Here is a 26,639-nt window from a genome sequence, read left to right as displayed (position 1 = left end):
CATTGGCTCCGTTGCCGGGGGTCCGTACCTTTGAGGCATGGCTAACGACCCCGACGAGGGCCGCCCGGACGACAGCAACCCGTTCCGCGGCACGCCCTTCGAGCAGCTCTTCGGCGCGATGGGCGGCGCCCTGGGCGCGGGTGGCCAGCTGCCCGACATCGGCCAGCTCTTCGGCCAGCTGCAGTCGCTCCTGCAGCCCTACGACGGCCCGCTCAACTGGGACGTCGCCCTCGACCTGGCCCGCAAGACCGTGGCTCAGACGCCCGACCCGACGCCCAGCACCGCGGAGCAGGCGCGGGTCGCCGACGCCGTCCGGCTCGCCGACCACTGGCTCGACGACACCACCGACTTCCCCTCCGGGGTGACCACGGCGACCGCCTGGAGCCGCGCCGAGTGGGTCGTCAACACCGCCGACGTGTGGAAGGTGCTCGTCGAGCCGGTCGCCCAGCAGTCCGTCGGCGCGATGGGCTCGGCGCTGCCCGAGGCCGCCCAGGCCCAGGCCGCGCCGATCCTCGGCATCCTCGGCAAGGCCATCGGGGCGCTCCTGGCCAACCAGGTCGGCTCCGGTCTCGGCACCCTGGCCAGCGAGGTGCTCAGCGTGTCCGACATCGGCATCCCACTCACCACCCCCGGCCGGGCGGCGCTCATCCCGGCCAACGTGGCGGCGTTCGCCGAAGGCCTCGACGTGAGCGAGGACGACGTCCTGCTCTACCTCGCCCTGCGCGAGGCCGCCCACCAGCGGCTGTTCGCCGGCGTGCCGTGGCTGCGCGACCACGTCCTCGGCGCGGTGACCGACTACGCCCAGGGCATCGAGGTCAACGTCGAGGGCATCCAGCAGCGCGTCGAGGAGCAGATGCGCGGCATCGACCCGACCAACCCCGAGTCCATGCAGCAGCTGCTCGACAGTGGCATGTTCGAGCTCCCCGAGTCCCCCGCCCAGAAAGCCGCGCTGGCGCGGCTCGAGGTCGTGCTCGCGCTCGTCGAGGGCTGGGTCGACGAGGTCGTCGGCCAGGCCACTGCCGAACGGATGCCCAACGCCGCCAAGCTCCAGGAAGCCTTCCGCCGCCGCCGGGCCGCGGGCGGACCGGCCGAGCAGACCTTCGCCACCCTGGTCGGCCTCGAGCTCCGGCCCCGCCGGCTCCGCGACGCGTCGACGCTGTGGGGCTCGCTGCGCACCCGCCAGGGCGTCGAGGCCCGCGACGGCGTGTGGATGCACCCCGACCTGCTGCCGACCGACGCCGACCTCGACGACCCGCTCGGCTTCCGCGAGGACGCCACTGCGCCCGAGACGCTCAGCGACGAGGAGTTCGACGAGGGCCTGCGGGCCCTGCTGGACGGCGAGGAGCCGACCCCCACCGACGACTAGCCATGGGGCTGGTCGTCATACATGGAGTCGAGCAGCGGACCGAACCGCGCCTCGATGACCTTGCGCCTGACCTTCATGCTGGGTGTCAGCTCGCCGTCCTCGATGCTCAGGTCGTGGTCGAGGATCCGGAAGTCCTTGATCGTCTCCCAGCGGTTCAGCCGAGCGTTGAGCACGTCCACGCAGGAGCCCACGTAGGCACGAACGGCGGGGTCCGCCGCGAGCGTGGCGTAGTCACCGCCTGGAAGGCGCTGCGCCCGTCCCCACTGGGCGAGTGCCTCTGGATCGAGCACGACCAGTGCGGTCGCGTAGTTGCGGCCGTCGGCGTGCACGAGCATCTCGCTGGCCAGCGGGCAGATCGCCTTGAACATCACCTCGATGGCCTGGGGGGCGATGTACTTGCCACCCGAGGTCTTGGCGAGGTCCTTCTTCCGGTCGGTGATGCGCAGGCGGCCCTGGTCGTCGATCTCGCCGACGTCACCGGTCGCGAACCACCCGTCGTCGCTCAGCACCTCTGCCGTCACCTCGGTGAGGTTGTGGTAACCACGCATCACACCGGGACCCTTGATGAAGATCTCCCCGTCGCCGGCGACCTTGATCTCGGTGCCGGCAAGGGGCGGTCCGACGACTCCGAACTGCAGGTCGTCGAGGCGGGTGATGCACGCCCCGGAGCTGGTCTCGGTGAGCGCGTAGCCCTCGAGGATCGGCAGCCCCGCGGCGTGGAACCACCGCGCCACGTCGGTCGACAGCGCCGCGCTGCCCGAGACGAGGAAGCGGATCCGGCCGCCCAGCCGGGCGCGGATCTGGGAGAGCACCAGCCGGTCGGCAAGCAGGAACTGAGCCTGCACGAACGGGTTCGGGCGGCGATGCTCGAGCCGGGCCTGTCCCACCTGGTCACCTACCGAGAAGGCCCACTTGAACAGCTGGTGCCGGAGGCCACCCTCCTCCTCGACCGTCTGCACGACCTTCGAGTGCACCTTCTCGAAGATCCGTGGCGGGCCGGCCATGAACGTCGGCTGGACGACGGCGAGGTTCTCCACGATCTTGTCCACGCGGCCGTCGATGGCCGTCGCGAAGCCGACCTGCAGCTGCACCGTCGCGAGCATCTTGCCGAAGGCGTGTGCCAACGGCAGCCACAGGTACTGGAGGTCGCTCGGCTCGAGGAGGTCGAGCGTCGTCGCGCCGGCGCCGATGTAGGTCCAGCACCGGTGCAGCAGCTCGACTCCCTTGGGCTGCCCCGTGGTCCCCGAGGTGTAGATGATCGTGGCCAGGTGCTCCGGGCGTACGGCGGCCACCGCCTCGTCCACCGCCGTCGGATGCTCCACGAGGTGCTTGGCACCTAGGGCCTGCAGCTCCTCCAGGTCGAGGACCCACTCGCCGTCCGCCGTGCCGTCGAAGGTCACGACCCGGACCACGTCCGGGAGGTGGTCGCGCTGCTCCCTCAGCTTGTCGACCTGCGCATCGTCCTCGGCGAAGACGATGCGCGAGCCGCTGTCGGACACGATGAACGCGACGCCCTCGGCCCGCGTGGTGGGATACACGGTGGTGGTCGCGCCGCCCGCGCACATGACACCCAGGTCGGCATAGACCCACTCGATCCGCGTGCTGCTCGCGATCGCCACGCGTTCCTCCGGCCGGACGCCGAGCGCCAGGAGGCCCGCCGCGATGGTCCTGACCGTGTCCTCCACCTGCGCCCAGGTCACGGAGTCCCAGCCGGCGGCGGTCGGGAAGCGGAACGCCTCGGCGTCCGGCGTCGCGGTCACCCGGTCGTAGAAGAGACGGGCCACGGACACCGCCGGGGTCGGGTATCCGCTGGTCTCCGTCGAACCTGCGCTGGTCCTGGTCACGGCAACCTCGATTCCTGGCGCCGCTGGCTCGAGCTCATCGCCCGTCGGCGCGCTCCCACCCGGCGTAACCGCTACGCCGTTGAGGCCAGGGTCCCGCCCCGCCGAACGGGCTCCTAGGGGACTTCGTCCTGACTTAGTCCTCGTCGCTGGGCGGTGGCTCCATCCGCACCGCCGCCGACCAGCCCAGCAGGAAGCCCTTGGCCCGCTCGGCGTGCGGGTAGCGGTCGACCCACCCCCAGAACGCCTTGTCGTGGCCGGGCTCGAGCAGGTGCGCGAGCTCGTGCACGATCACGTAGTCGACCACCCAGGGCGGCATGCCCTGCAGCCGCTCGGATAGCCGGATGGTCCGGTCGGCCGGGGTGCAGGAGCCCCACCGCTGCGTCTGGTTGGAGACCCAGCGCACGGTGCCCGGCATCGCCAGCCCGCCGAGGTAGCGGTCGTTGAGCCAGAGCGCCCGCTCCCACAGGTCCTCGTCGGACGGGATCTGGCGCCGCTCGGACCTCTCGACCCGGGCCACCATCGTCTCGACCCACTCGGCCTCCTCCGTGTGGGACATGGACGCCGGGATCAGTACGACGATCCGCTCGCCGTCGCGGTAGGCCGAGACCGTGCGGCGGCGGCGCTTGGAGCGGCGCACCTCGACGTCGGACCTGTGATCGGCCGCGCCACCCATGCACCGAGGCTAGCCGGAATCTAGCTGGGATTCGCCCACTCCAGGAGCCGCTCCAGAGGCCACGTCGTGACGATCCGGTCGGGGTCGATGCCCGAGGCCTGCGCCCGCTCGGCGCCGTACCAGAGGAAGTCGAGCTGCCCCGGGGCGTGCGCGTCGGAGTCGATGGAGAACAGGCAGCCGAGGTCGCGGGCCAGCTCGAGCAGCTTGGTCGGCGGGTCGCGGCGCTCGGGCCGGGAGTTGATCTCGACGGCGACGTCGTGCTCGACGCACGCCTCGAAGACGGCTTTGGCGTCGAACGTGGACGGTGGGCGGGTCCCGCGGTTGCCCATCACCATCCGGCCGGTGCAGTGGCCGAGCACGTTGGTGAACGGGTTCTTGACCGCCTCGACCATCCGGTGCGTCATCGGGCCGGAGTCCATCCGCAGCTTGCTGTGCACGCTGGCGACCCGGACGTCGAGCTGGGCCAGCATCTCCTCGGACTGGTCGAGGCTGCCGTCGTCGAGGATGTCGACCTCGATGCCCTTGAGGAGGGTGAACCCGCTGCCCGCCCCGCTGTTGTCGAGGTGCTGGTTGACGGCGTCGACGACCCCGAGCTGGCGCTGCAGCCGCTCGGCGGACAGCCCGTTGGCGACCCGCAGCCGGGGCGAGTGGTCGGTGAGCACCTGGTATTCGTGGCCGAGCTCGATCGCGGTGAACGCCATCTCCTCGATCGGCGAGCCGCCGTCGGACCAGTCGGAGTGGGAGTGGAGGTCGCCGCGGAGCCGGGCGTGCAGCTCCTGGCCGTCCTTGACCAGGGGCCCGCCGTGCTCGGCCTCGAGCTCGGCGAGCCGGGCCGGCATCTCGCCGCGGACCGCCGCGGTGATCGCCCTGGCCGTGCTCGTCCCCACACCGGGGATGTCGGTGAGGGTGCCGGCCTCGACCGCGGCGCGGACGGCGTCGTCGCCCAGCGGCAGGATCGCGGCGGCGGCGTTGCGGTAGGCCTTGACCTTGTAGGTCTCCTCGCGCCCGCGCTCGAGCAGGAACGCGATCCGGCGCAGGGCCGCGACCGGGCCGCCGTCGTACGACACGACGTCACCCTAGGTCGTGGCCCAGGCCACAGGCCGAACTGTTTTTCCTCCACAGCAGGTGGAACCACGTTTGTGCAGGTCAGCACGGTTTTCGGGGTACGCCGCCCAACGTTATCCACAGGGTTGTTCACCCCGATCGCCCCTGTTTCCACGGGGCAGACGACTTGTGCACACAGTTGTCCACAGGCTTGTCCACAACCGCGGGCGTCGTGGCGTTGACCCTGCCCCCGGCGGCCCCTAGCGTCAGCCCGAGACGTGGCCCCCGGGCCCGGCGAGCGAGATCCGCAAGGGGAAGGTGGGTCTCTCGAGCCGGCTCCGGGGGCCTCGTCTATGCGCGTCCTGTGGGCGGCTACTCGCCGGTGAAGACCGGGGGACGCTTCTCCTTGCTGGCCGCGATGCCCTCCTGCAGGTCCGCGGTGGCCAGGGTGACCGGCTGGGCCAGCGCCTCCCACTGCAGCGCGGTCTCCAGGTCGGTGTGCCCGCCGTCGCGCAGCGCCAGCGTGGTGAGCCGGGTCGCGATCGGGGCGCTCGCCGCGACGCCGGCCGCGATCTCCAGCACCTCCTCGCGGAAGGTCTCCGCCTCCAGCACCCTCGAGACCAGCCCGATCCGCAGCGCCTCGTCGGCGTCCACGACCCGGCCGGTGAGCAGCAGGTCCCTGGCGTGCGCCTCGCCCACCACCTCGGGCAGCAGGTGGGTGCCGCCCATCCCGGCGTGCATGCCGAGCTTGACGAACGGCACGCCCAGCTTGGCCCCGCGCACGGCGTAGCGCAGGTCGCAGGCCAGCGCCAGGCACAGCCCCGCGCCGATGGCTGCGCCGTTGACCGCCGCGATCGTCGGCACCTCCAGGCGCCGGATCGAGAGCCAGGCGCGGTAGAACGCGATCATCCGGGTGCGCAGGTGGTCGACGGTCGCATCCGGCTCGCTGGCGATCCACGAGGTGTTGCCGCCGGAGCAGAACGCCGAGCCCGCGCCGGTCACCACGACCACCCGCACCGAGCGGTCGGCGGCCAGGTCGTCGACCGCCCGGACCCACGATTCGGTCATCTCCTCCGACATCGCGTTGCGCATGTCGGGGTTGTCCAAGGTGAGCACGGCGACGCCCGCGGAGGGGCGCTCGAGACGCAGATGGGTCAAATCGGCCATGCCGCAAGGTACTAAGCGCGCCGAGCGGCACGCCGAGCGCCTCCTACGCCTGAGTCTGAGCGTGACGTAGGGTCGAAATCGGCCCCACTGACAAGCAACCGGTGTCGTGGGTCCCCCGGCGGGCTTCCTCATCAATCCCCGTCGCGACGACCGAGAAGAACACATAGGCAAGGAGGCCGTCATGGCGGAGACCTGGAGCGGCGAGTTCTACTGCGTGAAGTGCAAGGCCAAGCGTGAGGCCTCGGGTGAGGTTCGCGTCAACGACAAGGGCACTCGCATGGCCAAGGCCGTGTGCCCTGTGTGCAGCACCAACCTCAACCGGATCCTCGGCAAGGCCTGATCCAGGCTGTAACACCAGGCTGAAACGGCGGCGGCGTCCCCTCGGGGGCGCCGCCGTTCGTCATTTGTCTCCTCGTTCGTGCCCTGTGGAGAGCCTCGGCAGCCGGGCGCCGCTTCGTGTGACCGTGGGGCGGTGACCGAGCCCCTCCGCCTCCTGCCCGGCCTCCGCCTGGTCCGCCGCGACGCCGATCACCTCCAGCTCGGCGTCGACCCGCCCCGGTGCGCGGTGCTGCGCGACCTCCCGGAGGTACGCCGCCTCGTCAGCGACCTCGCCGTCGGCAACCGGCCCGCCCGCCCGGACCCGGAGACCGGCCGCGCGCTCGCGGCCATCATCGACGCGGGCCTGCTGGTGCCCGACGACTCCGCCCAGCGGTACGACCGGGTGGCCCGGGCGCGGCTGCGCGTAGACGCTGCCCCGGAGGTGGCGGCCGGCCTGACCGCGCTGCTGGCGGCGGCCGGCGTCCGCAGGCCCGCCCGGTCGGGGACGCCGGACGCGGTCCTCCTCGTCCGCGACGGCGAGGTGCCGCGCGGCCGGCTCGACCCGCTGGTCCGCGACGAGGTGCCCCACCTCCTGGTCCGCGACCACGGTCACGAGGTCGTGGTCGGTCCGTTCGTCGCGGCTGGGCTGACCGCCTGCCTGCGCTGCGTGGACTGCCACCTCGGCGAGCTGGACCCGCGGCGCGGCCTGGCGGTCGAGCAGGCGGCCACCCAGCCGCCACTGGTGGCGCCTCCGGTCGACGCCACCCTGCGCGCGCTCGCGCTGTCCCTCGCCGTCCGCGACCTGGTGACCTTCGTCGAGGGCGACCAGCCCGCCACCTGGTCGGCGACCCTCACCGTCGGCCGGCCGCTGGAGCTCACGCCCACGCGCTGGCTCCGGCACCCGGCGTGCGGCTGCGCCTGGGGCGAGCTGGCGACGGCCGGTTAGTCAGAGGGACTACCACCACTCGGAGTCGAGCTTGCCCTCCATCGCACGCAGGTGGTCACGCGAGCAGGTGTCGCAGAAGGTGCGGCGGCGGCCGTTCTCGACCGCGGTGGTCCAGGTGAGGGTCTTGGCCTCGTCCTCCTCCTGCCGACCGCAGAAGTCGCACGTCCTCATGGACCCGAGGCTAGCCCCGCGGACCGGGCTCGGAAATGACGAAGGACCGGATCCAGGGCTGGATCCGGTCCTTCGCTTCACACCCGCGATCAGGGTGTCCCGCTGAGGTTCTCGCGTGACGCGCGAGGCTCCCATCGAGGTCTTACAGAGCGCGGGCGAGGGCGAGACGCGCCTGCTGCGCTGCCTGCTCGGCCTTGCGGCTGAGCCGGCGGGCACGGGCCAACCGCTGGCCCTGCCGCAACTGTTGCGCCTCTCCCAGGCGCGCGGCCATCTGCGCGCGCGCCAAGTTCTCGTTCATGAGGTTCATCTCGGTGCTCCTGAGTGTGAGGTCGTTCATGGGTGGTGATGGTTCCTTGGATGGACGGGAGTGCAGCCGCTGACTACTCGAGTCAGGCAGCCACCTCGTTCTTGCGGGGACGGCCACGGGGGCGCTTGCGGGGGATCACCACTCCCTGGAGGAAGAGCTGACCGCCCCAGACACCCCACGGCTCACGACGCTCGAGAGCGCCGTCGAGGCAGAGAGCGCGGACCGGGCAGTCCGAGCACAGGGCCTTGGCGTACTCCACGTCAGTGGGCGACTCCGCGAACCACAGCTCCGGGTTGTTCACCCGGCACGGCAGCGTCGCGTCGTCCACCGCGCCTGCCTGGTCGTGCAGGGTGCCGAGCGAAGGCTCCTGAGGGTTGTCCTGGAGCTTCCGGCCGTCGAGGACGCTGATGGTCATGTGTTTCACCTCCTTCTGTTCACCTTGATCGCGGGTGTTGCGTTGGTCTTCGGGTGGATCCGCGGGTGTCCTGCTTCTGAGAAACAGAAAGGCCGCGGATCCCTTGTCGGGTTCCGCGGCCTGGAGGCTGCCGATGCGTTGATCGCTCAACTCGGCGGTGGACTCCAGGCGCTGGTCCCCGGGGTGGCGTACGTGCGGACGTTGAGACCCATGTCTCCCTTGACGCGCACCTCGGCCTGAACGGCGATGACACCGGTGGTGACATCGGCGGAGCCGAAGGCGTGACCGCACGCGGGCATGCCAAAGGTGGACGGGGCAGAGAAGACGGGAATCTGCATCGCCGGGTACGAGTTGCGGATGCTGCTCATGCGGTCCACCTCCTTCGGTGCGATCGGGCGTCCGGAGTTGTCAGTTCCGTTGACGCGGGTTTAGGTCCTGAGGACGCTAACGCGTCGGCGATGTCATGGGCAAACGATTTAATGACTATTTCCGAAGTTTTTCTGCCAGAGGCCCACTGGACGCCGTCAGCTGACCAGTGCGAGGACGTCGTCGCCGTACTTCTCCAGCTTCTGCGGGCCGATGCCCGAGATGCTCAGCAGGGCCTTGGTGGAGGTGGGCTTGAGCTCGGCGATCAGCTGCAGTGTCGCGTCGCTGAACACCACGAACGCCGGCACCTCCTCGGCGTCCGCGCGGCCCTTGCGCCACTCGCGCAGGCGCTCGAACAGCTCCTCGTCGTAGGACGCCGGGCAGTCGGCGCAGCGGCCGGTGCGCTTCTCCGCGCCGGTGCTGAGCGGCTTGCCGCACTCGCGACAGGTGCGCGCGCCGCGCTTGGAGCGGGCCGACCTCGGCTGGGCGGCCTCGAGCAGCGTCTCGGGGAGCAGCGGGCCGAGGAACCGGGACGGCTTGCGCGACCCCCGGCCGCCGGGCTGGCGGGCCAGCGACCACGAGAGCGAGAGCTCGTGGCGGGCCCTGGTCATGCCGACGTAGAGCAGCCGGCGCTCCTCCTCGACCGCGGCCGGCGTCTCGGCGTAGGTGATGGGCAGGGTGCCGTCCTGCAGCCCGCACAGGAAGACCGCGTCCCACTCCAGCCCCTTGGCGGCATGGAACGTCGCCAGGGTGACGCCCTCGGCGACGGGCGCGTGCTGCTCGGCGGCGCGCCGGTCGAGCTCGTCGACGAACGCCGCGAGGTCACCGCCCGCACGCTCGGCCGTGCCCTCCTCGAAGGCGGCCGCCTGGTCCATCAGGGCCTGCCAGGACTCCCACCGGTCGCGGGTCTGGCCGCGCGCGTTGGGCGGTTCGTCGGTCCAGCCCATGCCGGCCAGGGTGCCGCGCACGGTGTCGACGACGCCCGCACCCTCGCCGGTCTCGCCGGACCGGGCGGCGCCGCGGATCCGGGTGACCGCCTCGCGGACCTCCGGCCGATCGAAGAACCGGGCCCCGCCGCGGATGACGTAGGGGATGGCGCGCTCGGCGAGAGCCTCCTCGAAGCTCTCGGACTGGGCGTTGATCCGGAACAGCACCGCCATCTCCGACAGCGCCCGGCCGGACTGACGCAGGGCCGCGATCCGGGCGGCCACCGCACTCGCCTCGGCCACCTCGTCGGACCACTCGTGGAACTCCACGGCCGCACCCGCGGGCTGCTGGGCGCGCAGCGCGACGCCCTGGCTGGGGGTGCCGGCGAGCAGCGTGTTGGCGGCGTCGACGACCTGGGGAGTGGAGCGGTAGTTGCGGACGAGCTCGATCGAGGTGGTGCCGGGGTGCTTGGCGGGGAAGTCGCGCAGGTAGTCGGCGTCGGCCCCGGCGAAGGAGTAGATCGTCTGCGCGGGGTCACCGACCACGCAGATCTCGTCACGGCCGCCGAGCCAGAGATCGAGCAGCGCGGACTGCAGGGGCGAGACGTCCTGGAACTCGTCGACGACGAACCACTTGTATTGCCGGCGGACCTGCGCGGCGACCCGCTCGTCCTCGGCCAGGAGGCCGGCGGTCAGCAGCAGGACGTCCTCCATGTCCATCCGGCCCTGGCTGCGCTTGACCTCCTCGTAGGCGTCGAACAGCCGCGCCACCGCCTCCGGGGTCTGCCCGGTCACGGAGCGGTTGCGGGCGGCCGCCGCGGCGGCGTACTGCGCCGGGCCGACGTTGCTGACCTTGGCCCACTCGATCTCGGAGGCGAGGTCGCGCAGCAGCGCCTGGTCGGCGCCGAGCCGCTGCTGGCGGGCCGCGGCCGCGAGCAGGCCGATCTTGGACTCGATGATCTGCGGCAGCTCGGTGCCGTGCACGTGGGGCCAGAAGTAGCGCAGCTGGCGCAGCGCGGCGGAGTGGAAGGTGCGGGCCTGGACGCCACCGGCGCCGAGCGCGCGGAGCCGGGCGCGCATCTCGCCGGCCGCCCGGGTCGTGAAGGTCACCGCGAGCACCTCGTGGGGTGCGTAGACGTTGCTGGCGACGCCGTGGGCGATCCGGTGGGTGATCGCCCGGGTCTTGCCGGTGCCCGCCCCGGCGAGGACCCGCACCGGCCCGCGCAGGGCCTCGGCGACCTCCCGCTGCTCGGGGTCGAGCGCGTCGAGCAGATGGGTCACGTCACAGTCTTCCGGGTGCCGGGAGCGGAACAAGCGAACGGAGAGGGTGGTTCACTCTCCGTCGACCAACCCTAGATGGCAGGACGGACACCCTCTCCCCATGAGCCGCTCGAGCAGCTTCACGATGTACACCACGCCCTGGTGCGGCTACTGCCACCGCCTCAAGAGCCAGCTCGACCGGGAGGGCATCTCCTTCGACATCGTCGACATCGAGCAGGACCCCGAGGCGGTCGAGATCGTCGCGTCCGCCAACAACGGCAACCACACCGTGCCGACCCTCGTCTACGCCGACGGCACCGCCCAGACCAACCCGTCGCTCCTGCAGATCAAGGACAAGCTCGAGCAGCTGGACAAGCTGGCGGGCTGACGTCGGCCGCGGGGAGATTCGTCGGCCGACCGATGAATCTCCCGCCCGGACGATGAAGGTTTGTCGTCCCGGCATGAGTTTCGTCGGCCGGCCGATGAAACTCTCACCACTGGCCCGGCAGCGGGCCGCCGTACCAGTGCTCGACCAGTGACCGGCTGATCGAGACCCCGCCGGGCAGCACGAGCGTGCCGGCCTCGGCCTCGGCCCTCATCTCCTCGCGGGTGAACCAGCGGGCGTCCTCGATCTCGTCCTCGTCGACGGTGATGTCGAGCGACTCGGCCCGGCCCACGAAGCCGAGCATCAGGCTGGCCGGGAGCGGCCAGGGCTGGTTGCCGAAGTACTCCACCTCGCCCACGACGACGCCGGTCTCCTCGAACACCTCACGGCGTACGGCGTCCTCGAGGGTCTCCCCCGGCTCGCAGAAACCGGCCAGTGTCGAGTAGCGGCCCTCGGGCCAGACCGCCTGACGCCCGAGCAGGCAGCGCTCGTCGGCCGAGCCGGGCTCGCCGGCGGCGACGATCATGATCACCGCCGGGTCGGTGCGCGGGAACTGGGATCGTCCGCACTCGCTGCAGACCAGCTCGTGGCCGGCTTTGCGGACCTCGAGCCGGCCGCCGCAGCGGGGGCAGAAGCGGGTGACGAAGAGCCACTCGGCGAGGCCGAGCGCGTGGAAGACCAGCGGCGCCCCGGACATCGCCCCTTCGAGGGTCGAGTCTGCGAGCTGCGGCAACAGCCCTCGCAGGGGATACCAGCCGGCGTCGACCGACGCACCCTCTGCCGACGCAACGACCGCGAACCAGGCCCGGCCGTCCTGCTCACCCAGCAGCACCCGGAGACCCTCGGGGGCGTCCATCGGCGAGACCCACTCGATGGCTCCGTCGACCGGCCGAACCCGGGTCCCCGCGACGACGAGCACCCGGGTCTCCGGGTCGGCCCACCGCTCCTGCAGCCAGGCGTCGTCGGCGCGGCGTACGGCCGCCCGGTCGTGGGCACCGGCTGCCATCCGCTGGTGCGCGTAGTCCACGAGTCTGAGACTAAGGTCCTGCCGGTGAGCACCCACATCGGAGCCCAGCCCGGCGAGATCGCCCCCCTCGTCCTGATGCCCGGCGACCCGCTGCGGGCGAAGTGGATCGCCGAGACGTTTCTCGACGACGCCAAGTGCTACAATCAGGTGCGCGGGATGCTCGGCTTCACCGGGACCTGGCAGGGCCACCCCGTCTCGGTGCAGGGCTCCGGGATGGGGCAGCCGTCCATAGCGATCTACGCGACCGAGCTGTTCCGCGACTACGACGTGCAGTCGATCATCCGGGTCGGCTCGTGCGGCGGCCTGTCCGAGAAGGTCGCCATCCGCGACGTCGTCATCGCCTCCGGCGCGTCGACCGACTCCTCGATGAACCACCTCCGCTTCGAGGGCCTCGACTACGCGCCGGTCGCCGACTTCGGCCTGCTCCGCGCCGCCGCGGACGCCGCCGACGCAGCCGAGCACAACGCCGAGGTCCACGTCGGGCCGGTCTTCAGCGGCGACTCGTTCTACCCGGCCCGGCCAGAGCTGCTGAAGCGGATGGTCGAGCACGGCGTCCTGGTGATCGAGATGGAGGCCAGCGCGCTCTACACGATCGCGGCCGGCTTCGGCCGCAAGGCCCTGTGCATCGTCACGGTCTCCGACCACGTCCTCACCGGCGAGGAGACGACCGCGCAGCAGCGCCAGGAGACGTTCGGCGACATGGTCGAGATCGCCTTGGCCGCGGGCACTGGCCTCAGCTGAGCCCGCCCTCCTGCGCTCGCGCCGTGATCCACACGCCGAGCTCGAAGTCCGGCACGGCCAGGTGGCGCGGCAGCGGCAGCGCGGCCAGCTCGTGCCGGCCTGTCTCGATCGCGTAGCGGCGCAGGGCCGAGAGGTGGCCGAGGTTGGCCCTGGTCCACGCCTTGTCGACCATGAGCACGACCGACGGGTTGCCCGCGGTGCGGGCCTCACCGATGACCTCCCAGGGCACGAGCACCTCCAGCGCCGAGGTCCAGACCCCGGCCGTCGAGATGACCACTGCGGGCGCGGTGGCGTGCAGCCGTCGCCAGCCGGTCACCCCCAGCACCACCGCTGCGAGACCGAACAGACCCGCTCCGGGCGCGAGCACGATGGCCGCCCAGAGCGACACGCAGACGATCACTGCGGCCGCGCCGACCTCGAGCCGGCCGCGGGTCCGCGAGAACCCGATCTCGATCGGCTCACCCCGATCGGCGAGCTCGCGCCACTCGGCGTAGAGCCCCTTGCTCACGTCGGGACCCGGAGCAGTCGCTCGAGGCCGGCCCGGTCCGGCAGGTCGTCGGGGTGGACCGTCTCCCCGGTCCGCACGTAGTGGAACGCCGCCCGCACCCGGTCGAGCGGGACCTCGCGCAGCTCGGCCCACGCGACTCGGTAGATCGCCAGCTGCACCGGATCGGCATCGGCGGCCCGGTTGGTCTTCCAGTCCACCAAAAGGAACGACCCGTCGTCCTCCTCGTAGACCGCGTCTATCCGCCCACGCACCACCTGGCCGCCGAGGACCAGCGCGAACGACGCCTCGACGGCGTGCGGCACCCGGTCGGCGAACGGGCCCTTCTCGAACGCGGCGATCACCTCGTCGAGGTCGGACTCGTCGGCGATGTCGAGGTCGCCACGGCCCGGCAGATCGTCGGGGTCGAGGAGCGGCTGCTGGGCGAACCTGCCCTCGACCCAGGCGTGGAACAAGGTGCCGAAGCGCGCGGCCCGTGACGGTGGCCTCGGCATCGGCCGGGCCAGCTCGCGGGCGAAGGCGTCGGCGTCCTCGCGCAGCCGGACGAGCGCTGTCGCCGACAGGCTGCCCGGCAGCGGGACGTCGATCCGGGTCGTGCGCTCGCTCCTGGCCTCGGCGAGCAGCCGCTCGACCTCGGCGTCCCAGTCGGCCACTCGGGCGGCCTCGACCATGTCGAGTCCCTCGTCGTCGGCGGCCGGGTCGACCGAGCGCACCAGCGCGGCCGCGTCGAGGCGTCGCCGGGCCTCCGCGCCGATCCCGGTCGGCGGCCACGGCCGGGACGGGTCCTCCACGGCGTAGGGGTTGGGGTCGCCCTTGGCCGGAGGATCCAGCCACGCGACGGTCTCGCCCCACTCCTCGAGCTGGTCGCGGACCACCTCCTGGTAGACCGAGGGGCCGAACGGCGTCAGCCGCGGGCTCCAGCAGAACGACGTGACCCAGAGCCGGTGGGCGGCCCGGGTGACCGCGACGTAGGCCAGCCGCAGCTCCTCCTGTTGCTCGTGCTCCTTGGTGTCGGCGCGATAGGCGTCGAGCGCAGCCTTGTCGTAGCCGCGCAGCTGCGGGAGGTCGTCGGCGTCGCCGCGCAGCGGAGCCGGCAGCACGGCCGGCGACGACGTCCACAGGGTGCGGGACTGGCTGCTGGGGAACCGGCCGACGCAGACGCCGACCAGGAAGACCGCGCCCCACTCGAGGCCCTTGGCCCGGTGGACCGTGAGCAGCTTGACCGAGTCGGCCGCCGACGGCGCCACGACCTCGAGGCCCTTGCTCTCCTCGTCCTCGGCGGTCAGGTAGGCGAGCAGCGCGGTCAGGGTGACGTCGCCGTCGACGGCCTGGAAGTCGGCGACGGCGCGGACGAACAGGTCGAGGTTGTCGCGCCGGGCGGCCGCCGCCTGACTTGCGGTCGAGGCCAGCTCGACGTCGGCCCCCGTCGTCTCGATGATCCGCCGGACGATGTCGAGCAGCGGCTCGCCGACGTGGCCGCGCAGGCTACGCAGCTCGGCCGCCAGCAGCCCGAACCGCTCCCGTGCCTCGGTCGAGTAGGGGTAGCGGTCGGCGTCGCCGGGATCGTTGAGCGCGTCGTCCAGGCACGGGATCTCGGCCGGGTCGATGCCGTCGGCGATCGCCACCAGGTGGTCGTCGACCGACGTCGGCACCGGCCCGCGTCCCCGGGCGCCGGCGAGCTCGCGGGCGCGGTCGCCCAGCAGCTTGAGGTCACGCGGCCCGATCGCCCAGCGCGCCCCCGTGAGGAGGGTGAGCAGCGAGGCGTTGGAGGTGACGTCCTTGAGCAGGTGGAGCACGGCGACGACCTCGGCCACCTCCGGCAGCCGCAAGAGGCCGGAGAGCCCGACGATCTCGACGGGGATGCCGGCGTCGCTGAGGTGGTCGAAGACCTCCGCAGCGTGGGCGTTGTCGCGGGTGAGGACCCCGATGTCGGACCACCGCTCCACCCCCGGCGTGCCGTGGACGTCGCCGACCGCCTCCACCAGCCACGCGAGCTCCTCACGCTGGGTCTCGAAGACCCGGGCCGCCACCTCCCCCTCGTCGGCCTCCGGCTTGGCCTCGAGGGGACGGACGGCGTCGCTGGCGGCGTAGAGCGGCGCGGCGAGCCGGTTGGCGACGTCGAGGATGCGCCGGTCGGACCGCCGGTTGACCGTGAGCGGGTAGGACCGCACGCTCTGCTCACCGGGGCCGGACGCGGCCGGGAACGTCTCGGCGAACCCGAGGATGTTGGACACCGAGGCACCGCGCCAGCCGTAGATCGCCTGGTTGGGGTCGCCGACCGCGGTGACGGGGTGTCCCCCGCCGAAGAGCCGCGCCAGCATGGTCGCCTGCGCGACCGAGGTGTCCTGGTATTCGTCGAGCATCACGACCCGGAACTTGTCGCGCTCCGCCACACCGACCTCGGGCCGTTCCTCGGCGAGCCGGGCGCCGAGCTCGATCTGGTCGGAGAAGTCCATGAGGCCGAGGTCGGCCTTCATCCGGCGGTAGCCCGCCACCAGGTCGAGCAGCTCGCCGCGCCGCTCCAGCGCGTTGGCCGCCTTGTCGATCTCGCGGACGTAGGTCACCCGGTTCTTGCCGGCCCGCTCCTCCTCCGCGGCCGCGCGGAAGGCCGCCACCGCCTCCGCGTCGACGCGACGGACGTCCTCGGCGGACACCAGGTGCTCGCTCATCTGGCCGTCGAGGTCGAGGAGGTTCTGGATGACGGTGCGGGGGTGGTCGCTGAGCAGCTCGACGATGCCCGTGTGCCGGTCGACGACGCGGGCGCCGAGCTGGTAGCGGGCGGCGTCGGTGATGACCCGGGTGTCCGGCTCGTGCCCGATGAGCAGGCCGTGGTCGGTGAGCAGGCCGGCGGCGTAGGCGTTGTAGGTCGAGACCGTCGGCTCGAGGACGTCGCTGGCCTCGAGGTCGGAGTCGTCGAGCGCGCCGGCGTCGGTGAGCGCCGTGCGGATGCGGGCCCGCAGCTCGGTGGCCGCCTTGGTGGTGAACGTCAGGCCGAGGACCTCGTCGGGGCGCACCTGGCCGGTGAGGACGAGGTAGACCACCCGCGCGGCCATCAGGGTGGTCTTGCCCGACCCCGCTCCGGCGATCACGACCGCGGGCGCCAACGGCGCGGTGATCGCGGCCCACTGCTGCGCGCTGGCCTCCCAGGGCACGCACATGGCCGCGGCCAGGTCGGCCGGGGTGTCCAGACGGACCGGCGCGCCGCTCACTGCACGACCGGCCCGCGGCTCTTGATCGGGCAGATCGGGACGAAGTCGCAGTCGCGGCAGTGCTGGCCCGCCATGGCCGGGAAGTTCTCGGTCCTCAGCAGTGCGGCCGCCCGGCCGAGCCGCTCGCGCAGCGCGCCCCGCTCGGGCCCGTCGTCGTCCTGCGCGGGCTGGCGCTGCACGGCGGCGTCCGCGTCGTCGCCGGTGAGCCCGAGGTGCAGTAGCTCGGCGCCGCCCGCGGCGACCCCCCTGCCCAGCGCCTCGTCGGCGCCGCCGTGGTCGACGGCGAGCTGGTAAAGGCCGAGCTGCACGTTGGTCAGCACGGACTTGTCCGAGGGCTTGGCGCGGGCGGTCTTGAGGTCGACGACCACGACCCGGCCGTCGCCGTCGAGCTCGAGCCGGTCCGCGTAGCCGCCGAGGGCGACCCGCTCGCCGTCCGGCAGCTCGACGACGGCGCGGAAGCCGGCCTCGATCCCGAGCAGCGTGCGGGGGTTGTCGTGGTGCCACCGCAGGAACCGGCCCAGCGCCGCCCGGATGCGGTCGAGCTCGCGGGCCTTGGCCCAGGGTGTGCGGAACTCCAGCCGGTCCCAGACCTTCTCGACGTGGGCCATCAGCTCGTCGACCCCGTCGGGCCCAGGAGCGAGCTCGCCGGTGGCGACCCGCTGGGCCAGGGCGTGGACCATCTCGCCGAGGTTGGCCGACTGGTGCTGGCGGGCGACTCCGCCTGCCTCCCGGGCCAGGAACCACTGCGTGGGGCACACCTCGATGTGCTCGACGACGCTCGAGGAGACGGGCACCGGCTGCTCCGGGTCGCGCACCGGCCGCACGGATCGGGTCGCGGCCCGGGTGCCCCACCACGTCGACGGGTCGGCCATCGGCACGAGCGGGCGCCCGTGGGCGGACTCCCCCGCGAGCCGGGCCAGGCGCCGGGCCGCGGCGTCGCGCAGCGCCGGAGCGGTGTCGGGGTCGGTGACGGTGCGCCGCAGCTCGGCGACGACGCCGGCCAGCGACAGCGTGCGGGGTGGTCTCCCCTCGACCGTGGTGACGGTGACGCCCAGCTCGTCGAGGAACCGCGACGGCTGCTCGCCGTCGTCGTCCCGCGAGGCGACCGCCGTCACCACGAGACGCTCCCGGGCCCGCGTGCAGGCGACGTAGAAGAGCCGCCGCTCCTCGACCAGCAGCTCGCGGGCGGAGGTCGGCGGGACGAGGCCGGCCGCCCCGATCCGGTCGGCGCCGAGGATGCTGGCCCGGCGGCGCAGGTCGGGCCAGCCGTCCTGCTGCACGTGCGCGACGACCACGAGCCGCCACTCGAGGCCCTTGGCGCGGTGGGCGGTGAGGAGGCGTACGGCGGTGCCGCGGGCGCCGCGCTCGGCGAGCGTGTCGGCCGGGATCTGCTGGGCCACCAGGGTGGCCAGGAACTCCTTGGCCCCCACGTGGTCGCGGGTCTCCTCGGCGCGCGCCGCCGCGTCGAACAGTGCGCAGATCGAGTCGAGGTCGCGGTGCGCGCGCCGGGCCCCGCCGCCGCCGTTCTCGACCTGCGCCCGCAGGCGGCGCGGCCACGGGGTGCCGGACCACAGCGACCAGAGCAGCTCCTCGGCCGTGGCGCCGGCCTCGACCTGGTCGCGGGTCGACCGGACCAGTGCCCCGACGGCTCGGGCCCGGTCCGCCTCGGGACCCTCCAGGCCGTCGAGCGTGGAGACGTCGAGGACGGCGCGCCGGACCAGTTCGCGGGAGTGGGTGGGGAGACGCTCCTCGGCGTGGGCGGCCTCCTTCTCGCGCTGCCTGAGCCGCCGCGCGAGTCGGCGTACGTCGCCCGCGTCCAGCCCCCCGAGCGGCCCGGTCAGCAGTGACTCCGCCCGGGCGGCATCGATGTGGTCGACGTGGTCGGGGTCCTCGTTATCGAGGTTGAGCACCACCCGGAGCCCGTCGATGAGGGGCAGTGCGGCGGGGTCGCGCACCAGCGGGACCTCATCGCTGGCGACCTCGACGGGGACCCCCGCCGCGCCGAGCGAGCGCCGCAGGGGCGGGATGGACTGCCTCCCGGAGCGCACCAGCACCGCCATCTGGTCCCAGGGGATGCCGTCCTCGAGGTGCGCGCGGCGCAGCAGGTCGGCGAGGTGCTCCGCCTCGCCGCGGTCGGTGTCGAACGTCGTCACGACGACCCGGCCCTCGCCGTGCTCGCCCTCGACGGCCCTCGGTGCGAGGAAGGCCGCGCGGGCCGCCTCGGGGATGCTGCCCGGCAGGCCGATCCGCCCGGCGACCCGCTGGGCCGCGGTGAGGATGCGCGGGCCGAACCGCCGCGTCGTCCCGAGCGCGACGACATCGGCAGCCGCCCCGTCCGCGCGCGGGAACTCGGTGGGGAAGTCGAGGATGCCGCGCACGACGGCCCCCCGGAACGCGTAGATGGACTGGTGGGGGTCGCCGACCGCGACGAGGTCGCGCCCGCCGCCGGCCAGCGCCTGGAGCAGTGCGACCTGCCCGGAGTCGGTGTCCTGGTATTCGTCGACGAAGACGTGGGTGAACTGCGCGCGCAGCTCGTCGCGGTGCACGGTCGCCTCGATGGTCGCGCGGCGGATCAGGTCGGAGTAGTCGACGGCGGCGCGCTCGTCGAGGATGGTGAGGTACTGCTCGAGGAACAGCCCGGCGGCCACGAACTCGGGCACGTCGTGCTCCTCGCCGAGCCGGCGCAGCTCGTCGCCGTCCAGCCCCTTCTCGCGGGCCCGGGACAGGACGGCGTGGACCTCGCGGGCGAAGCCACGGGTGCCGAGCGCGGCCTTGAGCCGGTCGGGCCAGCGCACCGACTCCGGGTGGTCCTGGAGCAGCTCGCGCAGGACGACGTCCTGCTCGGGGGCCGACAGCAGCCGCAGGGGGCCGAGGTAGAGCTCGCTGGGGGCGTAGCGGCGGATCAGGCCGTAGGCGAAGGAGTGGAACGTCGACCCGATCGAGGCCGACATGGTGCGGCCGACCCGGGCGGCGACCCGGTCGCGCAGCTGCTCGGCCGCCTTGCGGGAGAAGGTGAGCGCGAGCACCGAGTCGGGATGGGCGCCGTCCTCGATCCGCCGCACGATCGCCTCGACCAGAGTGGTCGTCTTGCCGGTGCCGGGGCCGGCGAGCACCAGCAGGGGCCCGCCGGCGTGCTCGACGACGCGTCGCTGCTCGTCGTCGAGCTCGGGAACCACCGACGTCGTCGCCGGCCGCACGAGGCGGTAGGCGGGCGAGGAGGTCACTGCCCCATTCGACCATCCGGCCCCGACAGGACCGGTCTCAGCCTGGAGATTCAGAGCGCGTCGCGCACCAGCAGCGCCAGGGCGGTGCTCTTGGGGAGGTTGTCCTCGTCCGAGCCGCCGAGCGCATACCACTGCGCCATGAACGAGCCCCCGCCGGCGTAGGCCCAGACGCTGGCGAACGGGCCGACGAACGCGTCGTCCCCCACCTCGGGGAGCGGCTCCGAGTCGTCGGTGCGCACCGAGTCGGCGGCACTCGCTTCGGTGTAGACGGTGACGGTGGCGACGGCGGTGGCGTCCTTGGTGCCGGTCCAGGTGCAGGTCGACTGCGAGCCCCCGGTGATGACGTTGTCCGCACCGGTCGACACGCCCTCCCCGACCTCGGCGCCGACGGCCTGGGCGACGTCGTCGCGGCTGACCAGCGAGCACGCGTCGGCAGCGTCTCCGCCATCCGCCGAGGGGCTTGTCGAGGTGTCGCTCGCCTCCGGCTTGTCGTCGCCGCCGTCATCACCGTCGTCACCGCCGCCACAGCCGGCGAAGACGGGGACGACGAGCAGCAGGACGGCGATGCGGCGCAGGGTCACGTCCGGAATCGTAGGTGCGTCCCCGTCCCCGACGTACGACATCCGCGGGTCAGGTTCTGCCAGAGTTGGGCCATGAGCACCAAAACCGCCGCGCCGGCCCGGGTCACGCCGGGATCGGCGGTGATCACGGTGGCCTGCGTCCTGATCGTCGCCGTGAGCCTCACCTGGACCTACTTGTCGATGCGCGCGGTGATGAACGTGGGCGGCTCGTGCGCCGACGGCGGGCCCTACGTCAGCGCCCAGCCCTGCCCGGACGGCTCGATCCTGATCGCCGTGGCGGTCCCGGCACTGATCATCTTCTCGATGATCGGCACGGTCACGGGGAGCACCGTCGGCGCCCCCAACCTGCTGGTCCCGATGTGGGGCGGGCTGTTCGGCTCGCTGGGCTGGAACTTCCTCGAATACTCCTTCAAGGGCCCGGACATCGTCTGGGGCTGGCTGGTGTGTGGCGTGACGTTCTGGGCGATGGCGCTGCCGGCGTTCGTCTTCATGCTGTCCCAGCTGCGCAGCACCCGACGCGGCCCGGCGGTGATGTGGCTGCCGGCCTACGGGGTGCTGGGGGCGATCGGGCTGCTCCTGGGCTGGTGGAGCTTCGTCGCCATCGCCAACTGAGCCGGTTGAGCTGAACGCGGGCTACTCCGCGGCCACCCGCTCGTTGTAGACACCCGCGGGCACCTGGCCGGTGATGGCCTGGATCGCGCTCATGATCTCGTCGGTCGCCTCACGTCGCGCCCGGCCGAGGGGGACGCCCTCGAACCTGCCGGTGAAGTCGATCGGCTTCCCGAACTCGATGGTCACCGGCACGACCCGCATCCGGTTGGAGTCGACGGCCAGCACGTGCTCGGTGCCGGTCAGCCCGACGGGGACGACGGGCACCCCGGCGGTCAGCGCGAGATGGGCCACGCCCGTGCGGCCGCGGTAGAGCCGGCCGTCACGCGAGCGGGTGCCCTCGGGGTAGATGCCGAACGCCTCGCCGCGACCGAGGACCTCGAGCGCGGTCGCCAGGCTGGCGATCGCCGCCTTGCTGTCGTCGCGGTCGACCGGGAGCATGCCGAGGCTCTCGAAGAACGCCCGGGAGACGAACCCCTTGGGGCCGCTGCCGGTGAAGTAGTCGGACTTGGTGAGGAACACGACCTTGCGCTTGACCACCGACGGGATCGCGATCGAGTCCACGAAGCTGAGGTGGTTGCTGGCCAGGATGACCCCGCCCGTGTCCGGCACGTGCTCGAGGCCGATGACCCTCGGCCGCCAGATCGCTCGCATCAAAGGCGGCACGACGCCGTGCATCACCTCGTAGAGCATGCGGACAAGTCTGGTGACTACCGACGCGTAGCGCGAAACCCCCGGGTCGAGGTGTCCACGAGATGGTCCGGTGGAGTCCGGTGAAATGGTCCGGACAAGGCGGAAGGCCTCTCGCAAGTATGAGTTGCAGGAGGCCTTCCTATCCAGCTCCCGAAGGAACTGGGTAAGGAAGTTCTACGCCTCCCCGGACCCGTGCGCAAGGGGTCTCGAGAACATTCTTCTGGTTACACAGAATTGTCCACAGGCCCCACCGCTTTCACGCCTCCCCGGGCTCCCAGAACGCCGCCCGCATGTCGATCGAGCCGGACCTCTTGAGGGGGGTGCCCTCGGTCCGGTAGTGCTCCCCGGCCTCCCGCTCGTGGCTGGGCGGCAGCGACCCGTCGGCGCGCACGACCCGCCACCACGGCACCCCGCCTCCGTGCGTGGCCATCACGTTGCCGACCCGGCGAGCGCCGTAGCGACCGAGGGTCTGCGCGATGGTGCCGTAGGTGGTCACCCGGCCCGGCGGGATGGCTTCGACGATCGCCAGCACCGACTCCACCCAGTCCTCCTGGGAGTCCTCGTGGGGGTCACCGTCCACCCCCCGAACTTAGCGCTGCCCGAACGTAGCGCTGCCCGCCCCCGGCCTTAGCCGGGGACGGGCAGCCCCTCGTGGGTACGAGGCCCGAGGCCGGGTCCTAGAGGACCGGGTCGAAGGGCTCGGTGCCGTTGACCAGCGTGAGCCCAGGGATGCCGGAGTGGGCCTGGGCGAAGGCCAGCTCCTTGGCGAGGTCGCCGATGTTGTTGGACAGCGGCAGCGGGGCCAGGCCGAGCGTCGACAGGGTGCCGATGGCCTTGCCGTCGCCGCTCACGAACGCGGAGCCCGAGTCACCCGGGACGCCGGGGGTCGCGGTGTAGAGCGGGTGCGACCAGCCCTCGTCGGCAGCGTCGTCACCGAGGCTGATCCCGGTCTTGGGCGACAGCTGGGTGAGTCCGAACCGGAGGCTGGAGTTGCCGTAGCTGTAGACGCGGTCGCCGGCGGCGGTGCCGTCCGTGTCGATGCCGGTCGGGCCGCCCCAGAACGGGATGGACGGGTTGACCTTGCCCTTGTCGGCGTCGGAGACCTTGACGAGCGCGAAGTCGTTGTAGGCGCAGGTGGGCGAGCTGGTCGGCGTGCCGAGGGCGCGCATCGTGCGCCACGACGAGTAGGCCAGGGTGCCGGTGCCGACCTGGGTGCCGCTGCTGATGAGGCTGCCGCCCTCGTTGAAGGTCACGGTGGTGCCGAGCGGGACTGACTCGTTGAGGCAGCCGTTGGTGTCGGTGGCCGCGCCGAGGCCCGCGCAGTGGGCGGCGTAGCCGACGTAGACGTTGTCCGCGCTGTCGGTGAAGACGAAGTTGCCGGTGCACTGGGCACCGTCGGTGTACATCTGCACGCCGGGGGTGATCGCCGCGGTGGCGGCGGGGGCCCACGTGGGGGCGGCGTTGGCGGCGGGGGCGGTGGCCACCGCGGCACCGAGGACGGACGAGGCGATGAGCGCCAGTGCTCCTGCCAACCGTGCCGTCGTGGATCGAACGAACGTCATCAGGTTCCTCCCAGTCGCTGTCTGCTCCGAGCGCAGACAGATCGGCCGTCCAACGACTCATACCCCGATGGGTTACGCGCGAGTAGTCAGGTCGGACCTGGGGTGTCTAGTCAGAGGACTGGGGTCGCTGGCCGGGCGTCAGCCAAGGTCGACGATCGCGGCGACGGGCCCGCCGCCGTCGGGGCCCTGGTGGGCCGCCGAGACCGACACGAACACCGCCGGGTCGCCGGTGACGGCCGCTGTCACTCCGCCGACGCAGGCCTTGATCTGGCGGTGCCAGTGCACGTCGGAGTCGTCGAGCATCGCGTTGCGGCGCCCCCGGACCTGACCGTCCTGGGAGGCCTCGCACTTGAGGAAGACGTTGACGAGCCGGCCGTCGAGGTCGCTGGTGCGGGGGCGGTCGGGCAGGTCGAGGCCCGCGTCGCGGATCGCGTCCCAGATGCCGTCCTGGTCGAGCGCGTCGGTCATCACCGAGTGACCGATCCGGTAGCGGCCGCCGACACCGGGAGCGTTGCCGACGACGACCACCTGGGCCTGGTCGAGCTCGACGCCGGAGGAGCACGACGCGACCGCCGAGTAGAGCTCGCGGTTGTGCATGACGTCCTCGTCCGCCGGCATGTCGATCTCGCCGAGGGCGACCGCGATGCCGAGCGCGGTGCAGCCGTTGGAGAGGTCCATCGACTGGTGCGTCTCCTCGGTCCACACGGTCTTGCCGCGGGACTTCGCGTCGCGGATCGTGTGGATGGTGAGCAGCGGGGTCTTGGTCTGCACGTAGTGGACGTCCGCCGGGTCGGTGATGCCGGCCCGCTCCATCGCGACCTTCACCGCGTCCGCGACCTTGGTGATCATCGGCGTGCGGCCGATGTCCTCGGGCAGCAGCTGCTCGCTCATCGCGAACCCGACGGTCAGCCGGGGCTCCTCGGACGGGCCATGCTCCTCGGCCAGCTCGTCGGGCGGGACGGTCGCGAAGATCGTCGCGTGCGGGCTGATCACGCCGTCGGTGCCGCCGGACCACACGATCGGGACCTGCTTGACCTGGTCGGCCGGAGCGCCCTTCTCGACCAGCACCTCGCGAAACGCGCGGTCGGCGATGATCCGGGTGTAGTCGTTGACGCCACCGTTGCCCTCGGTCTTGCCGATGATCGCGATGACGCGGTCGGCGTGGAGGACACCGTCGTCGATGAGCTTGGCGAGCTCGCTGGCGTCGGCGACGGAGTGGATCGGGACCTTGCGTACTTCGATGGCGTCGGGCATCCGAGCATCCTCTCTCATTCCTGGGTGACGACGGTTCCCACGGCGCCAGTGACCGCGTCGGCGAGGTGGGCGAGGTCGGTGATCACGGCGCGGGCGCCGCCTTGCTCGACGAACCGGCAGGCGGCGTCGACCTTGGGGCCCATCGACCCCGACGCGAAGTGGCCCGCCGCGGCGTACTCCCGCATCGTGGCGACGGGCACGGTGCCGACGTCGGTGGCGTCGGGGGTGCCGTAGTGGAGCACCGCGTGCGGGACGTCGGTGGCGATGACGAGCACGTCGGCGTCCACGGTCCGGGCCAGCAGTGCCGCGCCGAGGTCCTTGTCGATGACCGCCTCGACCCCGTGCAGCGAGCCGTCGGGGTGGCGGACGACCGGGATGCCGCCACCGCCGTTCGCGACCACCACGAAGCCGCCGTCGACCAGCGCCTGCACGACCGGGGCGTCGATGATCTCCACCGGCTCCGGCGAGGCGACCACGCGGCGCCAGCCCTTGTCGCCGCGGTCCTCCCAGGTCTCGCCGTGCTCCATGAGGACGTGCGCCTGGTCGGCCGGGAGGAAACGCCCGATCGGCTTGGTGGGCCGCGTGAACCCCGGGTCGTCGGCGTCGACCAGGGTGCGGGTGACCACCGCCGCCGTACGACGTGAGACCCCGCGCCCGGCCAGCGCCGACTCCAGGGCGTTCATCAGCACGAACCCGAGGGTCGCCTGGGTCTGGGCGCCGCACCAGTCCAGCGGCACCGGTGGCACGACCGCGGCCGCCAGCTCGTTCTTGACCAGCAGGTTGCCGACCTGTGGCCCGTTGCCGTGGGTGATCACTACGTCCACCGGGTCGTCGGGCGTGTCGAGGAGCCCGGCGACCGCCGACATCGCCACGTCGGCGGCGGCGATCTGGTCCTCGGGCCGGGCGCGGCCGTCGGCGTTGGTCATCGCGTTGCCACCCAGCGCCAGCAGCACCCTCACCGGGTCGAACCTACGTGAGCCTCCGGCTCTCGGCGAGCCGCCGGTGCAGCTCGCGCATCTCGTCCTCGAGCTCGGGCGCCGGTCCGTCGGCGGGTACGCCGGGTGCGACCTCCTGGATCGGCAAGGGCCGCACCGGTCCCGGGGGCAGGCCCCACTCGGTGCGCCACGCGGTCAGCTGCGCGGACGACACGGCGTAGACCACCCGTCCGAGACCCATCCAGCCGTGGGCCGCGGAGCACATCGGGCAGTGCTCGCCGGAGGTGTAGACGGTGGCGGCAGCCCGCTCCTCGGCGGACAGGTGCGAGGCCGACCAGCGGGCGATCTCGAACTCGGGATGACGCGTCTCGTCGCCGTCCTTGACGCGGTTGCGGTCCTCGAAGCGGACCACCCCGGCGGCATCGACCAGCAGCGAGCCGAACGGCTCGTCGCCGTCGTCGAGGCCCTCGCGCGCGAGCTCCACGCAGCGGCGCAGGTGTCGGAGGTCGGTCTCGTCGAGGCTCACCGGGGCAACGTAACGCGACTCCGCCCGTCGTCTGCCAAAGTGCCGCCATGTCGGTGCGCACCCGCTCGCTGTTGGTCGTCGTCTCCGTCTTCGTGCTCTACGTGTCGGTCACCTGGCTGGTGGCGGGCGCACGGGCGCAGCTGGAGGTCGGCCCGAGCTGTGCGACGGGCGGGCCCTACGAGATCGTTGCGCCCTGTCCCGAGCACTCGACCTCGCTGATCCTGGTCGGGCTGTCCTTGTCGGTGGTCACCGCGCTGGGCGGGACGATCGCGGCGATCAGCGTGACCGCGCCCAACCTGGTGGTGCTGCACTGGACGATCCTGCTCGCCGGGCTGGGCGGGCTGTTCGTGGTGTGGGGCGTCCGCGTCGACGACGGGGTGTCGTGGAACGGCGTGCTCACCGGGCTGGTGTTCCTGGTCATGGCCCTGCCGGGGTTCTACGTGATGAGCCGGTGGCAGAGGCTCTACCGCCGCCGGGAGGTCGAGGGCATGCCGCTCAGCCGCGGCGCCTGGTGGCTCGTCTACCTGGCGCTGGCCCCCGCCGGGGTGCTCGTCGGTGCCTGGACGGCCGAGGCCTGGCTCTAGG

27 protein-coding genes are annotated in these 26,639 nt (G+C 72.2%); 7 read left to right on the top strand and 20 right to left on the bottom strand.

The annotated features are described in order from the left end of the window. Nucleotides 1–37: 37 nt before the first annotated feature. Complete coding sequence (locus ACYVC6_RS13950) at nucleotides 38–1,366, top strand: zinc-dependent metalloprotease (RefSeq protein WP_460714980.1); 1,329 nt, start codon at nucleotides 38–40, stop codon at nucleotides 1,364–1,366. On the opposite strand, the gene ACYVC6_RS13945 is transcribed toward ACYVC6_RS13950, so the two are convergent. From ACYVC6_RS13945 to ACYVC6_RS13930, 4 genes are all read right to left on the bottom strand, one after another. After that, a complete protein-coding gene (locus tag ACYVC6_RS13945) occupies nucleotides 1,363–3,210 on the bottom strand; it encodes an AMP-dependent synthetase/ligase (RefSeq protein WP_460714979.1) in 1,848 nt (615 codons plus the stop codon). The genes ACYVC6_RS13950 and ACYVC6_RS13945 overlap by 4 nt on opposite strands. Nucleotides 3,211–3,343: 133 nt before the next feature. After that, complete coding sequence (locus ACYVC6_RS13940) at nucleotides 3,344–3,883, bottom strand: M48 metallopeptidase family protein (protein WP_460714978.1); 540 nt, start codon at nucleotides 3,881–3,883, stop codon at nucleotides 3,344–3,346. A gap of 20 nt (nucleotides 3,884–3,903) precedes the next feature. After that, the gene (locus ACYVC6_RS13935; RefSeq protein ID WP_460714977.1) at nucleotides 3,904–4,950 is read right to left on the bottom strand and encodes a PHP domain-containing protein; all 1,047 of its coding nucleotides are present in this window, start codon (nucleotides 4,948–4,950) and stop codon (nucleotides 3,904–3,906) included. 349 nt (nucleotides 4,951–5,299) lie between these two features. Then, nucleotides 5,300–6,094: an enoyl-CoA hydratase/isomerase family protein gene (locus tag ACYVC6_RS13930; protein WP_460714976.1), complete on the bottom strand. Its 795-nt coding sequence runs from the start codon at nucleotides 6,092–6,094 to the stop codon at nucleotides 5,300–5,302. A 181-nt stretch (nucleotides 6,095–6,275) separates the two neighbouring features. On the opposite strand from ACYVC6_RS13930, the gene ACYVC6_RS13925 reads away from it, so the two are divergent. Beyond that, on the top strand, nucleotides 6,276–6,434 hold the full coding sequence (locus ACYVC6_RS13925) for a DUF5679 domain-containing protein (RefSeq protein WP_292678241.1): 159 nt from the start codon (nucleotides 6,276–6,278) through the stop codon (nucleotides 6,432–6,434). A gap of 132 nt (nucleotides 6,435–6,566) precedes the next feature. Continuing rightward, nucleotides 6,567–7,358: a TOMM precursor leader peptide-binding protein gene (locus ACYVC6_RS13920; RefSeq protein ID WP_460714975.1), complete on the top strand. Its 792-nt coding sequence runs from the start codon at nucleotides 6,567–6,569 to the stop codon at nucleotides 7,356–7,358. A gap of 9 nt (nucleotides 7,359–7,367) precedes the next feature. Here ACYVC6_RS13920 and ACYVC6_RS13915 read toward each other — a convergent pair whose 3' ends face one another. From ACYVC6_RS13915 to ACYVC6_RS13895, 5 genes are all read right to left on the bottom strand, one after another. Continuing rightward, nucleotides 7,368–7,529 (bottom strand): hypothetical protein, encoded by a 162-nt coding sequence (locus ACYVC6_RS13915; protein WP_460714974.1) that lies wholly within the window; start codon nucleotides 7,527–7,529, stop codon nucleotides 7,368–7,370. A 142-nt stretch (nucleotides 7,530–7,671) separates the two neighbouring features. Next, nucleotides 7,672–7,866: a hypothetical protein gene (locus tag ACYVC6_RS13910; RefSeq protein WP_460714973.1), complete on the bottom strand. Its 195-nt coding sequence runs from the start codon at nucleotides 7,864–7,866 to the stop codon at nucleotides 7,672–7,674. A 52-nt stretch (nucleotides 7,867–7,918) separates the two neighbouring features. Beyond that, on the bottom strand, nucleotides 7,919–8,251 hold the full coding sequence (locus tag ACYVC6_RS13905; protein ID WP_460714972.1) for a WhiB family transcriptional regulator: 333 nt from the start codon (nucleotides 8,249–8,251) through the stop codon (nucleotides 7,919–7,921). Nucleotides 8,252–8,397: 146 nt separating this feature from the next. Then, nucleotides 8,398–8,619 (bottom strand): hypothetical protein, encoded by a 222-nt coding sequence (locus ACYVC6_RS13900; RefSeq protein WP_460714971.1) that lies wholly within the window; start codon nucleotides 8,617–8,619, stop codon nucleotides 8,398–8,400. A gap of 156 nt (nucleotides 8,620–8,775) precedes the next feature. Continuing rightward, nucleotides 8,776–10,824 carry an ATP-dependent helicase gene (locus ACYVC6_RS13895; protein WP_460714970.1) on the bottom strand — a complete coding sequence of 683 codons (2,049 nt, stop codon included), beginning with the start codon at nucleotides 10,822–10,824 and terminating at the stop codon, nucleotides 8,776–8,778. 100 nt (nucleotides 10,825–10,924) lie between these two features. Here ACYVC6_RS13895 and ACYVC6_RS13890 point away from each other — a divergent pair, with 100 nt between their 5' ends. Beyond that, nucleotides 10,925–11,191 (top strand): mycoredoxin, encoded by a 267-nt coding sequence (locus tag ACYVC6_RS13890; protein WP_460714969.1) that lies wholly within the window; start codon nucleotides 10,925–10,927, stop codon nucleotides 11,189–11,191. A 103-nt stretch (nucleotides 11,192–11,294) separates the two neighbouring features. On the opposite strand, the gene nudC is transcribed toward ACYVC6_RS13890, so the two are convergent. Continuing rightward, on the bottom strand, nucleotides 11,295–12,215 hold the full coding sequence (gene nudC / locus ACYVC6_RS13885) for an NAD(+) diphosphatase (protein WP_460714968.1): 921 nt from the start codon (nucleotides 12,213–12,215) through the stop codon (nucleotides 11,295–11,297). Nucleotides 12,216–12,239: 24 nt separating this feature from the next. On the opposite strand from nudC, the gene deoD reads away from it, so the two are divergent. After that, on the top strand, nucleotides 12,240–12,956 hold the full coding sequence (deoD, locus tag ACYVC6_RS13880; RefSeq protein ID WP_460714967.1) for a purine-nucleoside phosphorylase: 717 nt from the start codon (nucleotides 12,240–12,242) through the stop codon (nucleotides 12,954–12,956). On the opposite strand, the gene ACYVC6_RS13875 is transcribed toward deoD, so the two are convergent. The 4 genes from ACYVC6_RS13875 to ACYVC6_RS13860 are packed head-to-tail and all read right to left on the bottom strand — an operon-like array spanning nucleotide 12,949 to nucleotide 20,475. Then, nucleotides 12,949–13,464: a hypothetical protein gene (locus ACYVC6_RS13875; RefSeq protein WP_460714966.1), complete on the bottom strand. Its 516-nt coding sequence runs from the start codon at nucleotides 13,462–13,464 to the stop codon at nucleotides 12,949–12,951. The two genes, deoD and ACYVC6_RS13875, sit on opposite strands and share 8 nt — an antisense overlap. Continuing rightward, nucleotides 13,461–16,670 carry an ATP-dependent helicase gene (locus tag ACYVC6_RS13870; RefSeq protein ID WP_460714965.1) on the bottom strand — a complete coding sequence of 1,070 codons (3,210 nt, stop codon included), beginning with the start codon at nucleotides 16,668–16,670 and terminating at the stop codon, nucleotides 13,461–13,463. The genes ACYVC6_RS13875 and ACYVC6_RS13870 overlap by 4 nt, the downstream gene beginning before the upstream one ends. Continuing rightward, on the bottom strand, nucleotides 16,667–19,894 hold the full coding sequence (locus tag ACYVC6_RS13865) for an ATP-dependent helicase (RefSeq protein ID WP_460714964.1): 3,228 nt from the start codon (nucleotides 19,892–19,894) through the stop codon (nucleotides 16,667–16,669). Before ACYVC6_RS13865 ends, ACYVC6_RS13870 begins: the two co-directional genes overlap by 4 nt. Before the next feature lie 50 nt (nucleotides 19,895–19,944). Beyond that, nucleotides 19,945–20,475: a DUF3558 family protein gene (locus ACYVC6_RS13860; protein WP_460714963.1), complete on the bottom strand. Its 531-nt coding sequence runs from the start codon at nucleotides 20,473–20,475 to the stop codon at nucleotides 19,945–19,947. A 72-nt stretch (nucleotides 20,476–20,547) separates the two neighbouring features. Here ACYVC6_RS13860 and ACYVC6_RS13855 point away from each other — a divergent pair, with 72 nt between their 5' ends. After that, a complete protein-coding gene (locus ACYVC6_RS13855) occupies nucleotides 20,548–21,087 on the top strand; it encodes a hypothetical protein (RefSeq protein WP_460714962.1) in 540 nt (179 codons plus the stop codon). Between the two features lie 21 nt (nucleotides 21,088–21,108). On the opposite strand, the gene ACYVC6_RS13850 is transcribed toward ACYVC6_RS13855, so the two are convergent. The 6 genes from ACYVC6_RS13850 to ACYVC6_RS13825 form a co-directional block, all read right to left on the bottom strand. Further along, the gene (locus tag ACYVC6_RS13850) at nucleotides 21,109–21,777 is read right to left on the bottom strand and encodes a lysophospholipid acyltransferase family protein (RefSeq protein ID WP_460714961.1); all 669 of its coding nucleotides are present in this window, start codon (nucleotides 21,775–21,777) and stop codon (nucleotides 21,109–21,111) included. Nucleotides 21,778–22,033: 256 nt separating this feature from the next. Then, nucleotides 22,034–22,357, bottom strand: coding sequence for an MGMT family protein (locus ACYVC6_RS13845; RefSeq protein ID WP_460714960.1), 324 nt, complete (start codon nucleotides 22,355–22,357; stop codon nucleotides 22,034–22,036). 97 nt (nucleotides 22,358–22,454) lie between these two features. After that, on the bottom strand, nucleotides 22,455–23,339 hold the full coding sequence (locus tag ACYVC6_RS13840; protein ID WP_460714959.1) for a hypothetical protein: 885 nt from the start codon (nucleotides 23,337–23,339) through the stop codon (nucleotides 22,455–22,457). 138 nt (nucleotides 23,340–23,477) lie between these two features. Then, nucleotides 23,478–24,593 carry a barbiturase gene (gene bar / locus ACYVC6_RS13835; protein ID WP_460714958.1) on the bottom strand — a complete coding sequence of 372 codons (1,116 nt, stop codon included), beginning with the start codon at nucleotides 24,591–24,593 and terminating at the stop codon, nucleotides 23,478–23,480. Nucleotides 24,594–24,607: 14 nt separating this feature from the next. Further along, entirely contained in the window at nucleotides 24,608–25,552 is a 945-nt protein-coding gene (locus ACYVC6_RS13830) for a carbamate kinase (RefSeq protein ID WP_460714957.1), read from the bottom strand. 10 nt (nucleotides 25,553–25,562) lie between these two features. After that, nucleotides 25,563–26,054, bottom strand: coding sequence for a nucleoside deaminase (locus ACYVC6_RS13825; RefSeq protein WP_460714956.1), 492 nt, complete (start codon nucleotides 26,052–26,054; stop codon nucleotides 25,563–25,565). A gap of 47 nt (nucleotides 26,055–26,101) precedes the next feature. On the opposite strand from ACYVC6_RS13825, the gene ACYVC6_RS13820 reads away from it, so the two are divergent. After that, the gene (locus ACYVC6_RS13820) at nucleotides 26,102–26,638 is read left to right on the top strand and encodes a hypothetical protein (RefSeq protein WP_460714955.1); all 537 of its coding nucleotides are present in this window, start codon (nucleotides 26,102–26,104) and stop codon (nucleotides 26,636–26,638) included. The last annotated feature ends 1 nt before the right edge of the window (nucleotide 26,639 follow it).

The organism is Nocardioides dilutus (genome assembly GCF_054779555.1).
The sequence above is the reverse complement of the archived record's forward strand: the minus strand, read 5'-3'. Positions and strand labels throughout refer to the sequence as shown.